This window comes from Streptomyces sp. NPDC017448, assembly GCF_044330565.1.
In the GTDB taxonomy this organism is placed as follows: Bacteria; Actinomycetota; Actinomycetes; order Streptomycetales; family Streptomycetaceae; genus Streptomyces.
Genome location: NZ_JBIRLM010000003.1, coordinates 239,322 through 252,074, shown reverse-complemented (window position 1 = coordinate 252,074; position 12,753 = coordinate 239,322). Strand labels below are relative to the sequence as shown.

Sequence of the window (12,753 nt, the reverse complement as noted above, 5' to 3'; positions counted from 1 at the left end):
CGGCCTCTGACCCGCGCCGGCCCCGCCCGGTCGCGTTACGACGGGGCGCGCGGCGGTCGCTGGCAGCGCGGGCAGAAGTAGCTGGAGCGGTTCATCCAGGCGCGGCGGCGCATCGGCGTGCCGCAGCGGTGGCAGGGCTCGCCCTCCCTGCCGTACGCGTCGAGCGACCGGTCGAAGTAACCGGACTCGCCGTTCACGTTGACGTACAGGCTGTCGAAGCTGGTTCCGCCCTGGGCGAGTGCCGCGTTCATGACGTCGCGGGCGTGGCCGAGCAGCTCGGCGGATTTGGGGCGGGTCAGGGTCGCGGTCGGCCGGTCGTAGTGGAGCTTGGCCCGCCAGAGCGCCTCGTCGGCGTAGATGTTGCCGACGCCGCTGATCAGCGTCTGGTCGAGGAGGGCGCGCTTGACCGTCGTACGGCGCAGGCGCAGCGCGGTGTGGAACGCGGCGTCGTCGAAGAGCGGGTCGAGCGGATCCCGGGCGATGTGCGCGATGGTGTCGGGCAGGCCCTTGGGGGTGTTGTCGTGCAGCGAGAGCCCGCCGAAGGTCCGCTGGTCGACGAAGCGCAGCTCGGTGCCGAGCGTGTCGTCGAACCGCATCCGGACGCGCAGGTGCTTCTCGTCGGGGGCGTCCACGGGCCGCACCAGGAGCTGGCCGCTCATGCCGAGGTGGCCGAGGAGCGAAGCGGACGCCTCCTCGATCGGTACCCAGAGGTACTTGCCGCGCCGCATCGCCGTCCCGAAGCGGGCCCCCCGGAGCCGGGCGGCGAAGTCGGGGCCGCCCGCGAGGTGGCGGCGGACCGAGCGCGGGTGCAGGACCTCGACCTCGGTGACGGTGCGGCCGCTGACCCAGCGCTCCAGGCCCCGGCGGACGACTTCGACCTCGGGCAGCTCGGGCACGGTGGACCACTCCAGACACGTCGACGGGCGGGCGGGGACGGGCGAAAGACCCCGGGAGCGCGGAAACGGCTCCCGGGACAGGGAAAACCCCCCGGTGCGCGTGGCGCCGAGGGGGTTCCCGTGTCGCTTCAGGCCGGAGCGGCGTCCGTGGTCGGCGACGGTACGGCAGGGGTGTCGGCGGCCCCTCCGTCGGCCGCGGACTTCTCCGCGGCCTGCCGTGCCTCAGCGGCGGCGCTGATCTCGCGCCAGGCGGACTCGGCCGCCTGCTGCTCCGCTTCCTTCTTGCTACGGCCGGTGCCGGTGCCGTACGAGACACCACCGACGCGGGCGGCAGCAGTGAAGGTCTTCTCGTGGTCCGGGCCGGTCTCCGTGACGAGGTACTCGGGGACTCCGAGGCTCTCGCTGGCGGTGAGTTCCTGGAGGCTGGTCTTCCAGTCCAGGCCGGCGCCGAGGTTCGAGGACCTGTCGATCAGCGGGTCGAAGAGCCGGTGGACCAGCTCCGAGGCCGCGCTGAGGCCCTGGTCGAGGTAGACCGCGCCGATCACTGCTTCCAGTGTGTCGGCGAGGATGGAAGCCTTGTCCCGGCCACCCGTGCCCTCTTCACCGCGGCCGAGCCGGATGAAGGAGCCGAGTTCGAGGCCGCGGCCCACTTCCGCAAGCGCACGCGAGTTGACCACCGCGGCCCGCAACTTGGCCAGCTGGCCTTCGGGCAGGTCGGGGTGGGTGCGGTACAGCGTGTCCGTGACCACCAGGCCGAGCACCGAGTCCCCGAGGAACTCCAGCCGCTCGTTGGTGGGCAGGCCGCCGTTCTCGTACGCGTACGAACGGTGGGTCAGCGCACGCACCAGAAGGGCGGACTCGAGGTGGTACCCGAGCCGCCCTTCCAGAAGCGTGTGGGACGAGGCTGTGTTGACGTTGTCTGCCTGCTTCTTGGCGCTGGACAACTCAGACATCGGGCCTCTCACCAGCCGCTCAGACCTCGAGGACCTGGCGCTTGTTGTAGGTGCCGCAGCTCGGGCACGCAATGTGCTGGAGCTTGGGCTCCTGGCAACGCTCGCACGAAACCAGGGTGGGGACCGCAGCCTTCCACTGCGACCGGCGGTGGCGCGTGTTGCTGCGCGACATCTTCCGCTTCGGAACAGCCACGGCTACTTCTCCTGCTTCTCGTCGACGCCCGGTTCGGCGCCGCCCATGTTGTCCTTCTCGCCGTCCTGAACGGTCTCGGCGAGTCCTTGCAGTGCCGCCCAACGGATGTCGACGGCGTCGTGGTGGTGATCCGGATTCTCGTCCAGCCTGATTCCGCATTCGGAACACAGACCGGCGCAGGTCTCCTTGCACACCGGCTGCATGGGCAGTGCGAGCACTACCGCGTCACGCAGCACCGACTCGAGGTCGAACAGGCCGTCCTCGAGGAAGAACATGTCCTCGTCGTCCTCGGCGTCGTCGACCGGTTCCGCGGTGGGGCGGCCCCGGTCATCGGCGTCAGGGTACGAGAACATCTCCTGGAAGTCCGCGTCGACCTTGACGGTCAGCGGCTCCAGACACCTTACGCACTCCCCCTCGGCGGTCGCACGGGCGGTGCCTGTGACAAGCACCCCTTCCATGACCGATTCGAGGCGGAGGTCCAGCTGCACGGGCGCGCCTTCCGGCACGCCGATGACGCCGTCGATGCCCAGGACCGGTGAACCGGGTGCTTCCACCGAGCGGGAGATCCGCTTCATGGCACCGGGACGCCGGCCCAGCTCGTGCGTATCGAACACGAGAGGGTTGCGGTGGTCGAGGTGGCCGTTCAGGGCTTCTCCTGCTTTCGAATCATGGGTGTCGTGCTGCGATGGGGAGGCCGGTCGTCCGCGGTCCGGCGAAAGGCCGTCTTTCGCTTCCGAGGCGAAACGGGCAGCCGGGATCGCGGACCTGTGTGCGACCGAGGATTCAGGATACTGGACGGACCGCTCAGCACCCAATCGGGGCGGACCGGTCCCCGGTCAGCGACCCTGTTCGTACTGGCGCAGCTGCTCCAGGTCGATCATGCCGGTGTCGAAGAAGCTGGTCTCGTCCAGCGCTCCCCCGCCGTGCTGGTCGGCCGCCGGGGGCTGGTGGGGCTGCTGCCAGCCGTAGTCGGGCTGCCCGGCCGGCTGGGGCGGGTAGCCGTTCGGGTCGTAGCCCCCCTGCGGCTGGTACGCGGCGTACGGGTCGGGCTGCTGCTGGTAGCCGTACCCGTCCTGCACGCCCTGCTGGTGCGACTGCTCCTGGTAGCCGTATGCCGCCGGTGCGTAGCCGGGGTCGGCCTGCGGCTGCGCCGGGTAGGCGGGCGGGGACGGCTGCGCGGGCGGCTGGGGCGCCCGCTGCGGCTGCGGGGGGGCCAGCTCGGCGAGGCCCGCCAGGTAGTCGGCGTCGCTGGTGGGGCCCTGGCCGCCCGCCGCGTCCTGGGCGGCGATGTGCGCGCCCAGCTCGTCGCTGGCGACCCGGCCGTGCAGCTTCTGCCGACCGCGGCCGACCGCCTCCAGAGTCCCGGCGAGAACGGCCTCGAAGGCGCCGAACTTGGCGTCGACGTACGCGTCGGCCCGCTGCCGCAGGGTCTCCGGGTCGGCGCTGCGCTCGGGGGCCTCGGTGAAGTCGGGGTCCTCGTAGCCCTGCTCGTCCAGACCCCGGCCCCGGCCGAGGAGCTTCTCGCGGCCCCGGTCCACGGAACCGATGGTCTTGGTGAGGACGACCTCGAAGTTGGCGAGCTTGCTGTCGACGTAGTCGTCGGCCTCGGCCCGGACCTCCTCGGCCTCGCGGCGGGCCTCGGACAGGATCCGGTCGGCCTCGGCCTGCGCCTGGCGGGCGACCTCGGTCTCGGAGATCAGCGTGGCGCGCTGGGCGCGGGCGGCCTCGACGATCCGCTCGGCCTCCTGCCTGGCCTGCTCGGCGAACTGCTCCTGGCCGCCGAGGAGCTCCTGGGCCTGGGCGAGGGAGCCGGGCAGGGCCTGGCGCACCTCTTCCAGCATCGCGAGCAGCTCGGCGCGGTTGACCACGCACGAGGCCGACATGGGCATGGATCGGGCGGCCCCGACCGCTTCGACGATCTCGTCGAGCTTCTTCTGCACGTCCACCGTGTGCTCGCCACTCTCTGCTGCTCTGTTGAAGCTGCTGCTCCGTTGGAGACGGACGGGACGACTGTAAGGCCAGTCGACCGCCGCCCGACACCTGGTGACGCGCCGTCAGGGGGTCAGCGCTCGCCCAGCCGCTTCACGAGTGCCGCGTGGACGGTCGGGGGCAGCAGGTGGGACACGTCGCCGCCCCAGGTCGCCACCTCCTTGACCAGCGAGGACGACAGGAAGCTGTAGGTGGGGTTGGTCGGCACGAAGAGCGTCTCGACGCCGGAGAGGCCGTTGTTCATCTGGGCCATCTGCAGCTCGTAGTCGAAGTCGCTGACGGCCCGCAGCCCCTTCACGATCGCCGGGATCTCCCGCTGCTTGCAGAAGTCGACCAGCAGGCCGTGGAAGGACTCCACTTCGACGTTGCCGAAGTCGGCGGTGACCTCGCGGATCAGCCCGATCCGCTCGTCCACGGTGAACAGCCCCTTCTTGGACTGGTTGATCATCACCGCGACGTGCACCACGTCGTACAGCTTCGAGGCTCGTCCGATGATGTCGAGATGTCCGTTGGTGATGGGGTCGAACGACCCCGGACAGACGGCGCGGCGCACTGTGATTCCCTCGCTCTCCGGTCCGGTCATCGTGCGTCTTCGCACGTAGCGGCGGCGCGACCGTACCAAAGCGTCCCCTCGCCGTAGCGACGGGAGCGCAGTGGCTCGAATCCTGCGGGCCAGCCGAATTCTCCGCCCCGGGTGCCGCGTTCCACGGTGACGAGCACATCGTCGCTGAGCCACCCCTGAGCACGGAGTGTGAGCAGGATCTCGCGGAGATCGTCGTCGGTGACGGCGTACGGCGGGTCCAGGAAGACGATGTCGTACGGGTCGGCGGGGGGCGGTCCTGTCACGATCTGCTCCGCTTTGCCGGCCCGTACCTCGGCGCCGGGGAGGCCGAGGACGCGGACGTTGTCGCGGACGGTCCGGACCGCCTTGGGGTCGGCCTCGACGAGCAGGGCGTGGGCCGCTCCGCGGGAGAGCGCTTCGAGCCCGACGGCCCCGGAACCGGCGTACAGGTCGGCGACCCGGGCTCCCTCCAGGGTGCCGAGGAGCGCCTGCCAGGTGGAGAAGAGGCCTTCACGCGCACGGTCGGAGGTGGGGCGGGTGCCGGTGCCGGGCGGGACGGCCAGGCGGCGTCCACCGGCCGAGCCGGCGATCACGCGGGTCATGGGTGTGAGGTCCTCGGGGTCGGAGTCGGGGGCGGGCGGGGCCCGGGCGCGTGGGGGGGGTGCGTCCACGGGCGCGGGCCCTCGGCGGCCCGGCGCACGGGCCGCGCGCGGGCCACGACCGGCGCACGGGCTGTGCGCGGGCCGTGCGTCCACGATATGGCGTGCGGGCCGCACCGGCCCGGTCGGCGGGCGCCCCGCGGAGCTCACCCCTTGTCGAGGTACTCCTCGCGCTCCTTGTCCAGGAGGGCGGCCAGCACGGTGCGCAGCTCCGGCAGCTTCTCCAGCTCCGGGTCGGCGGCGACGATCGCCACGGCCTCCTCGCGGGCGGCGGCGATGACCTCCTCGTCGTCGATGACGGTGAGCATCCGCAGCGAGGAGCGCACCCCGGACTGGGCCTGGCCCAGCACATCGCCCTCGCGGCGCTGCTCCAGGTCGATGCGGGAGAGTTCGAAGCCGTCCAGGGTGGCGGCGACGGCGGAGAGCCGGGCGCGGGCGGGGCTCGCCTCGTGGGCCTCGCTGACCAGCAGGCAGAGTCCGGGGGCGGAGCCGCGGCCGACGCGGCCGCGGAGCTGGTGGAGCTGGGAGACGCCGAAGCGGTCGGCGTCCATGATCACCATGGCGGTGGCGTTGGGGACGTTGACCCCGACCTCGATGACGGTGGTGGCGACCAGGACGTCGGCCTCCCCGGCGGCGAACCGGCGCATGACGTCGTCCTTCTCGTCGGGGTGCATCCGCCCGTGCAGCACCTCGACGCGGAGCCCCGCCAGCGGGCCCTTGCGCAGTTCGTCGGCGATCTCCAGGACGGCGAGCGGCGGCCGCTTGTCGCCGTCCTCCTCGGGGGCCGCCTTCTCGGCCTTCGCCTTCTTGCCGCCCTTGCCCCCGGCCTCCTCCGCGTCGTCCCCGATGCGGGGGCAGACGACGTACGCCTGGTGGCCGTTCTCGACCTCCTCGCGGACGCGTTCCCAGGCGCGGGCGAGGAAGTGCGGCTTGTCCTTGGCGGGCACGACGTGGCTGGCGATCGGGGAGCGGCCGGCCGGGAGCTGGTCCAGGACGGAGGTCTCCAGGTCGCCGAAGACCGTCATCGCGACCGTACGGGGGATGGGGGTGGCGGTCATCACGAGGAGGTGGGGCGGCTGCTTCCCCTTGGAGCGCAGGGCGTCGCGCTGCTCCACGCCGAAGCGGTGCTGCTCGTCCACGACGACCAGGCCCAGGTCGTGGAACCGGACCTTGTCCTCGATGAGGGCGTGGGTGCCGATGACGATCCCGGCCTCGCCGGTGACCAGGTCGAGGAGGGCCTGACGGCGGGCCGCCGTCCCCATGGAACCGGTGAGGAGGACGACCTTGGTACCGCGGTCCGGGCCGCCCAGCATGCCGCCCTCGGCCAGCTCGCCCATCATCTCGGTGATCGAGCGGTGGTGCTGCTGGGCGAGGACCTCGGTGGGGGCGAGCATCGCGGCCTGGCCCCCCGCGTCGACCACGGCGAGCATGGCGCGCAGGGCCACCATCGTCTTGCCCGAGCCGACTTCGCCCTGAAGGAGGCGGTGCATCGGGTGCTCGGTGGCCAGGTCGTCGAAGATCTCCTTGCTGACCTTCTCCTGGCCCTCGGTGAGGGTGAAGGGCAGCTTGGCGTCGAAGGCGTCCAGCAGGCCGTCCGCGACGGGTCGGCGGGGAGCGGCGGGGAGCTGGGTGTCGGCGTAGCGGCGGCGGGCCAGGGCGACCTGGAGGACGAACGCCTCGTCCCACTTCAGCCGGGCCTTGGCGTCCTCGACGTCCGCCCTGGTCTGCGGCCGGTGCACCTTGAGCAGGGCCTCGGGCAGCGGGGTGAATCCGCGCCCCTCGCGCAGGGAGGCGGGGAGCGGGTCCACCGCGCCGCCGGCGCTGGGCAGCACGGCGTCAACGGCCTTGGCGATCCGCCAGGAGTCGAGCTGCTTGCAGGCGGGGTAGATCGGCAGCAGCCGTCCGGCGAAGGCGTCCACGGCCTCGGTGGCCTCGTCGGCGTCGGAGGCGTCGAGCAGCTGGTACGTGGGGTGGGCCAGCTGCATCTTGCGGTTGAAGACGGATACCTTGCCCGCGAACATCGCCTGGCGGCCCGGCAGCAGCTCCTTGTGCGGCTTGTGGACGCCGTGGCCGAAGAAGACCAGCTGGAGGCGGCCGCTGCCGTCGGTCAGGGTGACCTCCAGGCGTCTGCCCCGGCCGTTGTTGAACGTCAGGACGCGGGCGTCGGCGACCTGGGCGACGACCGTGACGTGCTCGTCCAGCGGCAGGTCGGCCAGGGCGGTCAGCTTGCCGCGCTCCTCGTACCGCCGCGGGTAGTGGTGCAGCAGATCCCCGACCGTGTGCAGGTCGAGGTGGTCGGCCATCACCTTCGCGGTGGCGCCGCCGAGCAGCTTCTTGAGGGGTTCATCGAGCGAGGACACGCCCTCCATTGCACACCACGGCACTGACAGCCGTCCGGCGGGCGCGGCCGGTCGCCCGGATCCGCACGCCCCGCGCACCCGGCGGGCCCGGGGCCCTCTGCCGCGGCTACTCGACGCCGATCAGCAGGGGCGCCCGCTGGCGGCCGCCCCGGTAGACGACCGTGTCCACGGCGAGGTGGCCCTCCCGTACGTGCTCCTCCAGCGCGTCGCCGAGCGCGTCGGGGACGTCCTCCCCGAGGACGAGGGTGACCAGCTCGCCGCCGGCGGCCAGCATCCGGTCGAGCACGGTGCGGGCGGTGGCCGGGACGTCGGAGCCGATCACCGCCACATCGCCGTCGATCAGCCCGAGGATGTCCCCGGCCTGGCAGACCCCGGCCATGGTCCACGACTGGCGCTCCGCGACGGCCAGTTCGGCGTAGCGGGTGGCGCCGGCGGCGGCGGTCATGGCGACCACGTCCTCGTCGAAGCCGCGGTCGGGCTCGTGGACGGCGAGGGCGGCGATGCCCTGGACGGCGGCGCGGGTGGGGACGAGGGCGACCCGGACCCCCTCGGTCCTGGCCTGTTCGGCGGCGGCGGCCGCGGTGTGGCGCAGGGCCGCGTCGTTGGGCAGCAGCACCACCTCGCGGGCGTGGGCGCGGCGGATGGCGTCGACCAGTTCACCGCTGGCGGGCGGTTCGCCGGGGCGGGCGATCACCGTGGTGGCTCCGGCCTCCGCGCACAGGCCGGCCAGTCCGTCCCCGGGGACCACCACGACGACGGCGCGCCGGGCGGGTTCGGCCTGGACGCGGAGGTCGTGGCCGCTCCCGGTGGCGAAATGGGTGATCCGGATCCGGTACGGCCGCCCGGCCTCGACGCCCGCCTCCACGGCCGCCCCGGCGTCGTCGACGTGCACGTGGACGTGCCAGAGCCCGTCGCCGCCCACCACGACCAGGGAGTCGCCGAGGGCGTCGAGGCGGGTGCGCAGCCGGGCCACCCGGTCGTCGTCGGCCTCCAGGAGGTAGATCACCTCGAACGCGGGCCCGGCGCCCCCGCCCTCGGGGCAGTCGACCGGCCCCTCCCCCGGGGCGTCCTCCGCCGCCGGTCCGCCTTCCGTGACGCCCCGCACCGGCGTACCGCCCACCGGGAGCCCCACCACGGACCCCCCGTCCAGGGGCGCGGGCGTCCTGCCGGGGCCGGTGCGGCCTCCGCGTACCGGGGCCTGCCCGGTCACGGTCTCCACCAGCGCGCCCAGGACCGCCACCAGGCCCCGGCCCCCGGCGTCGACCACGCCCGCCCGACCGAGGACGGCGAGCTGCTCCGGGGTCCGTACGAGGGCGGCGAGCGCCCCCTCGTACGCGGCGGTGGCGACGGCCCGCAGGCCGGGGTCCGCGTTCCGGGCGGTCTCGGCGGCGGCCGACGCGACGGTGAGGACGGTCCCCTCGACGGGGCGGGCGACGGCCTGCCGGGCGGCGGAGGCGGCCTCCGCCAGGGCGAGGCGCAGCCGGTCCGCGTCGCCGCCGTCGGCCAGCACCCCGGCCATGCCGCGCAGCAGCTGGGCCAGGATCGTGCCGGAGTTGCCGCGCGCGCCGATCAGGGCCCCGTGCGCCATGGCGCGCACGGCGTCGGCGGCGGCGGGCGCGGTGGTCCCGGTCTCATGCGCGGCGAAGACCGCTTCGACGGCGGCGGCGGCGGACTCGAAGGTCAGATAGAGGTTGGTGCCGGTGTCGCCGTCGGCGACGGGGTAGACGTTGATCGCGTCGATCTCCGCGCGTTCCCGCCCCAGGGCTTCCAGCGCCAGTGAGCACCACGTGCGTACCGCGACGGCGTCCAGATCGTCGGGGAGCTGCGGCACCGATGGTCCTCCTGATCGGCCGTGGCGACGGGCTGCACCGCAGGTTAGCCCGCTCGCCGGGGCCCCGGGCCGGACAGGGGGCGGGAGAGCGGGGGGCCGCCCCATGGTAGTTTCGTATCTCCGAAGCAGGCGTTGTATGCTGCTCCGGTTGCCCGATGAGAGTCGGGCCATTCCTCCGGTACCGCCACTTCAGTCATCTGATTCCGGCGCGCCGGAATTCACTGTAAGTGCACCTGAAGTCTTTGGAGTGACCCGTGGCTGCCAACTGCGACGTTTGCGGCAAGGGGCCGAGCTTCGGCAACAACATTTCGCACTCGCACCGCCGTACGTCCCGTCGCTGGAACCCCAACATCCAGCGCGTGCGTGCCGTGGTCGGTCGGACGCCGAAGCGGCTCAACGTCTGCACCTCGTGCATCAAGGCCGGCAAGGTCGCGCGCTGACGCCCCGTCGTAGCGCAGCCTTCCGGTTGCCCAAAAAGCCGGTCCACCTCGGTGGACCGGCTTTTTGCTGTGCCCGGGGGCCGGTCAGCCCGCCGGGCGGGTCAACCAGCCGTGGTCGACGGGACCGATGCCGCCGCCGAGCGGGAAGCCGGCCTCGATCGCGCCGGTGACGTAGGTCTTCGCGCCCCGGACCGCCGTGGGCACGTCCTGGCCGAGCGCGAGCCCGGAGGCGATGGCGGAGGCCAGGGTGCAGCCGGTGCCGTGGGTGTGGCGGTTGTCGTGGCGGGGGGCGCGCAGCCAGTGCTCCTCGCTCCCGTCGGTGAGCAGGTCCACCGCCTCGCCGGGCAGATGACCTCCCTTGATCACCACCCAGCGCGGGCCGAAGCCGAGGATCTCCTCGGCGGCCCGGCGCATCCCGCTCTCCTCGGTCACCACGACGCCGGTGAGCTGCGCCACCTCGTCGAGGTTCGGGGTGGCCACGGTGGCGACGGGCAGCAGCGCGGTGCGCACCGAGTCGAGGGCTTCGGCGGCGAGCAGGGCGTCGCCGTGCTTGGAGACGCCGACCGGGTCGACGACGACGGGGGCGCCGGTGGCGGCGAGGAGTTCGGCGACGGTCTCCACGAGGGCGGCCGAGGCGAGCATCCCGGTCTTCACGGCCTGGACGCCGATGTCGTCGACGACGCTGCGGTACTGGGCGCGTACGGCGTCCACCGGAAGCTCCCACGCGCCCTGGACGCCGAGGGAGTTCTGTGCGGTGACGGCGGTGAGCACGCTCATGCCGTGCACGCCGAGGGCGAGCATGGTCTTCAGATCGGCCTGGATCCCCGCACCGCCGCCGGAGTCGGAGCCGGCGACGGTGAGCACACGGGGCGGTACAGCGGTGCGTATGGGCATGCGCAGCAATCTAACGGTCACCGGGGCGGGTGGGTGTCCTCGATCGAACCGAAGTGGTCCCAGCCGCCCTTGCTGGTCCAGGGCGCTCCGTCGACGGTGACCTGGGGCAGGGCGGAGGGGTTGAGGACCTCGCCGATCACCTTCCAGCGGGCGGGGAGCTTCACGTCGGGGGGGAAGGTCGCGACGATCGCGTGGTCCTCTCCCCCGGTCAGCACCCACTGGAGCGGGTCCACGCCAACGGCCTGCCCGATATCGGACATCTGCGAGGGGATGTCGATGAGGCCGGAGCGCAGGTCGATACGGACCTTGCTGGACTCCGCGATGTGCCCGAGGTCCGCGACGAGGCCGTCGCTGACGTCGGTCATCGCGGTCGCGCCGAGTCCGGCGGCAGCGGGGCCCGCGTGGTAGGGGGGTTCGGGGCGGCGGTGGGCCTCGACGAAGGCGCGGGGCGAGCGGAAGCCGCGGGAGAGCACGGCGTATCCGGCGGCGGACCAGCCGAGCCAGCCGGTGACGGCGACGACGTCGCCGGGGCGGGCGCCGGCCCGGGTGACGGGCTCGTGGTTGCGCAGGTCGCCGAGGGCGGTGATGGCGACGGTGATGGTGTCGCCGCCCACCACGTCGCCGCCGACCACGGCCGCGCCGGCCACCTGGCACTCGTCGCGGAGCCCGTCCATCAGCTCGGCGGCCCAGGTGACGGGCAGGTCGGCGGGGACGACGAGGCCGAGGAGCAGCGCGGTGGGCACGGCCCCCATCGCCGCGATGTCGGCGAGGTTCTGGGCGGCGGCCTTGCGGCCGACGTCGTACGCCGTCGACCAGTCGCGGCGGAAGTGCCGCCCTTCCAGCAGAATGTCCGTACTGGCCACGACCCTGCGGTCGGGGGCGGCCACGACCGCGGCGTCGTCGCCGGGCCCCAGCCGTACCGCCGGAGTGGTGGTGAGCCGGGACGTGAGCTCTCTGATGAGCCCGAACTCCCCCAACTCGCCCACGGTTCCCTTCACCGAGTCTCACCTCTCCTTTATCGCCCCGGACACCCGTCCGGGCCCCCGGTCGCGAGCCGTCTGTGCTGTCGGTACCGTCAAGAGATACGTCAACTTCTGCGCCCTGCACGCCACGCTGTGGACGTCATCCGGCCCGCAGGTCTCCCCGTGGCCCTCGACGACGCGATAACGTGGCGTCCCTTTCCCCCACATGATCCTCGTGGCCGCCCTGGAGGTTCCGTGGTACAGGCGTACATCCTCATCCAGACCGAGGTGGGCAAGGCGTCGATCGTCGCCCAGACCATCTCCAAGATCCCGGGAGTCATCCAGGCAGAGGACGTCACCGGTCCGTACGACGTGATCGTGCGCGCCCAGGCGGACACGGTCGACGAACTCGGCCGCATGGTGGTCGCCAAGGTGCAGCAGGTGGACGGCATCACACGGACGTTGACCTGCCCGGTCGTCCACCTCTGACCCCCGTCTAGGCTGGGCCGGTGACGTCATCCGCCCGCCGGCCCTCCCGTTCGCCGTTCCTCGGTCCGTCCGCTGCCGTGCTCGTCCTGGCCGCGGCGGGCTGTTCCCTCAGCGACGCCCAGCCCCCGGTCCCGGTTCCCACCCCGTCCGCGGAGGCCGCCGCGTACTGCGAGGCCCTGCACGAGGAACTGCCCGGGACCATCCTCGATCAGGAACGCAGCGACCCCTCCCCGGACTCGGCGCTGACCGCCGGCTGGGGGGACGGGGCGATCGTACTGCGCTGCGGGGTCCCCCGGCCCGCGAAGATGGACGACCCCCAGGCGCAGGGGGTCGAGGCGGACGGGGTGCAGTGGATGCTGGAGGAGCCCGAGGGCTCCGGCCCCCGGTTCACCACCACGTACCGCAAGGCGTACGTCGAGGTCACGCTCTCCTCGGCGTACGCCCACGACATCACGCCGCTGGCCGCGTTCGCCGGTCCCGTCTCGAAGACGGTCCCCGGCAGGTTCTGAACCGGGCGGCGGCTTC

14 protein-coding genes are annotated in these 12,753 nt (G+C 72.7%); 3 read left to right on the top strand and 11 right to left on the bottom strand.

Going from position 1 to position 12,753, the window contains the following annotated elements:
- Nucleotides 1-35 precede the first annotated feature (35 nt).
- The 9 genes from mutM to ACH4K1_RS08395 form a co-directional block, all read right to left on the bottom strand.
- The gene (gene mutM, locus ACH4K1_RS08435; RefSeq protein WP_398087761.1) at nucleotides 36-896 is read right to left on the bottom strand and encodes a bifunctional DNA-formamidopyrimidine glycosylase/DNA-(apurinic or apyrimidinic site) lyase; all 861 of its coding nucleotides are present in this window, start codon (nucleotides 894-896) and stop codon (nucleotides 36-38) included.
- 128 nt (nucleotides 897-1,024) lie between these two features.
- A complete protein-coding gene (gene rnc / locus ACH4K1_RS08430; RefSeq protein WP_228989942.1) occupies nucleotides 1,025-1,849 on the bottom strand; it encodes a ribonuclease III in 825 nt (274 codons plus the stop codon).
- 19 nt (nucleotides 1,850-1,868) lie between these two features.
- Entirely contained in the window at nucleotides 1,869-2,042 is a 174-nt protein-coding gene (rpmF, locus tag ACH4K1_RS08425) for a 50S ribosomal protein L32 (RefSeq protein ID WP_003965982.1), read from the bottom strand.
- A 2-nt stretch (nucleotides 2,043-2,044) separates the two neighbouring features.
- On the bottom strand, nucleotides 2,045-2,656 hold the full coding sequence (locus ACH4K1_RS08420) for a YceD family protein (RefSeq protein ID WP_398087760.1): 612 nt from the start codon (nucleotides 2,654-2,656) through the stop codon (nucleotides 2,045-2,047).
- 222 nt (nucleotides 2,657-2,878) lie between these two features.
- Complete coding sequence (locus tag ACH4K1_RS08415; protein ID WP_398087758.1) at nucleotides 2,879-3,988, bottom strand: cell division initiation protein; 1,110 nt, start codon at nucleotides 3,986-3,988, stop codon at nucleotides 2,879-2,881.
- 116 nt (nucleotides 3,989-4,104) lie between these two features.
- The gene (gene coaD, locus ACH4K1_RS08410; protein WP_398087922.1) at nucleotides 4,105-4,584 is read right to left on the bottom strand and encodes a pantetheine-phosphate adenylyltransferase; all 480 of its coding nucleotides are present in this window, start codon (nucleotides 4,582-4,584) and stop codon (nucleotides 4,105-4,107) included.
- A 26-nt stretch (nucleotides 4,585-4,610) separates the two neighbouring features.
- Nucleotides 4,611-5,195, bottom strand: coding sequence for a 16S rRNA (guanine(966)-N(2))-methyltransferase RsmD (rsmD, locus tag ACH4K1_RS08405; RefSeq protein WP_228989945.1), 585 nt, complete (start codon nucleotides 5,193-5,195; stop codon nucleotides 4,611-4,613).
- A gap of 203 nt (nucleotides 5,196-5,398) precedes the next feature.
- A complete protein-coding gene (gene recG / locus ACH4K1_RS08400) occupies nucleotides 5,399-7,621 on the bottom strand; it encodes an ATP-dependent DNA helicase RecG (RefSeq protein WP_398087756.1) in 2,223 nt (740 codons plus the stop codon).
- A gap of 97 nt (nucleotides 7,622-7,718) precedes the next feature.
- A complete protein-coding gene (locus tag ACH4K1_RS08395) occupies nucleotides 7,719-9,443 on the bottom strand; it encodes a DAK2 domain-containing protein (protein WP_398087754.1) in 1,725 nt (574 codons plus the stop codon).
- A gap of 254 nt (nucleotides 9,444-9,697) precedes the next feature.
- On the opposite strand from ACH4K1_RS08395, the gene rpmB reads away from it, so the two are divergent.
- Complete coding sequence (gene rpmB / locus ACH4K1_RS08390; protein ID WP_026171429.1) at nucleotides 9,698-9,883, top strand: 50S ribosomal protein L28; 186 nt, start codon at nucleotides 9,698-9,700, stop codon at nucleotides 9,881-9,883.
- A gap of 84 nt (nucleotides 9,884-9,967) precedes the next feature.
- On the opposite strand, the gene thiD is transcribed toward rpmB, so the two are convergent.
- Together thiD and ACH4K1_RS08380 are read right to left on the bottom strand one after the other, a co-directional pair.
- Complete coding sequence (gene thiD / locus ACH4K1_RS08385) at nucleotides 9,968-10,777, bottom strand: bifunctional hydroxymethylpyrimidine kinase/phosphomethylpyrimidine kinase (RefSeq protein ID WP_398087752.1); 810 nt, start codon at nucleotides 10,775-10,777, stop codon at nucleotides 9,968-9,970.
- Between the two features lie 17 nt (nucleotides 10,778-10,794).
- Nucleotides 10,795-11,775, bottom strand: a complete 981-nt coding sequence (locus ACH4K1_RS08380) for a thiamine-phosphate kinase (protein WP_215104304.1) — start codon at nucleotides 11,773-11,775, stop codon at nucleotides 10,795-10,797.
- Nucleotides 11,776-11,994: 219 nt separating this feature from the next.
- Here ACH4K1_RS08380 and ACH4K1_RS08375 point away from each other — a divergent pair, with 219 nt between their 5' ends.
- Both ACH4K1_RS08375 and ACH4K1_RS08370 read left to right on the top strand, forming a co-directional pair.
- Nucleotides 11,995-12,228 carry an Lrp/AsnC family transcriptional regulator gene (locus ACH4K1_RS08375; protein WP_073771568.1) on the top strand — a complete coding sequence of 78 codons (234 nt, stop codon included), beginning with the start codon at nucleotides 11,995-11,997 and terminating at the stop codon, nucleotides 12,226-12,228.
- A 20-nt stretch (nucleotides 12,229-12,248) separates the two neighbouring features.
- Nucleotides 12,249-12,737, top strand: coding sequence for a DUF3515 domain-containing protein (locus tag ACH4K1_RS08370; RefSeq protein ID WP_398087749.1), 489 nt, complete (start codon nucleotides 12,249-12,251; stop codon nucleotides 12,735-12,737).
- The last annotated feature ends 16 nt before the right edge of the window (nucleotides 12,738-12,753 follow it).

What these genes read in the sequence shown, in the direction of transcription:
- recG (WP_398087756.1), bottom strand. Translation starts at nt 7,621, where the DNA reads ATGGAGGGCGTGTCCTCGCTCGATGAACCCCTCAAGAAGCTGCTCGGC.
- rsmD (WP_228989945.1), bottom strand. Translation starts at nt 5,195, where the DNA reads ATGACCCGCGTGATCGCCGGCTCGGCCGGTGGACGCCGCCTGGCCGTC.
- rnc (WP_228989942.1), bottom strand. Translation starts at nt 1,849, where the DNA reads ATGTCTGAGTTGTCCAGCGCCAAGAAGCAGGCAGACAACGTCAACACA.
- thiD (WP_398087752.1), bottom strand. Translation starts at nt 10,777, where the DNA reads ATGCCCATACGCACCGCTGTACCGCCCCGTGTGCTCACCGTCGCCGGC.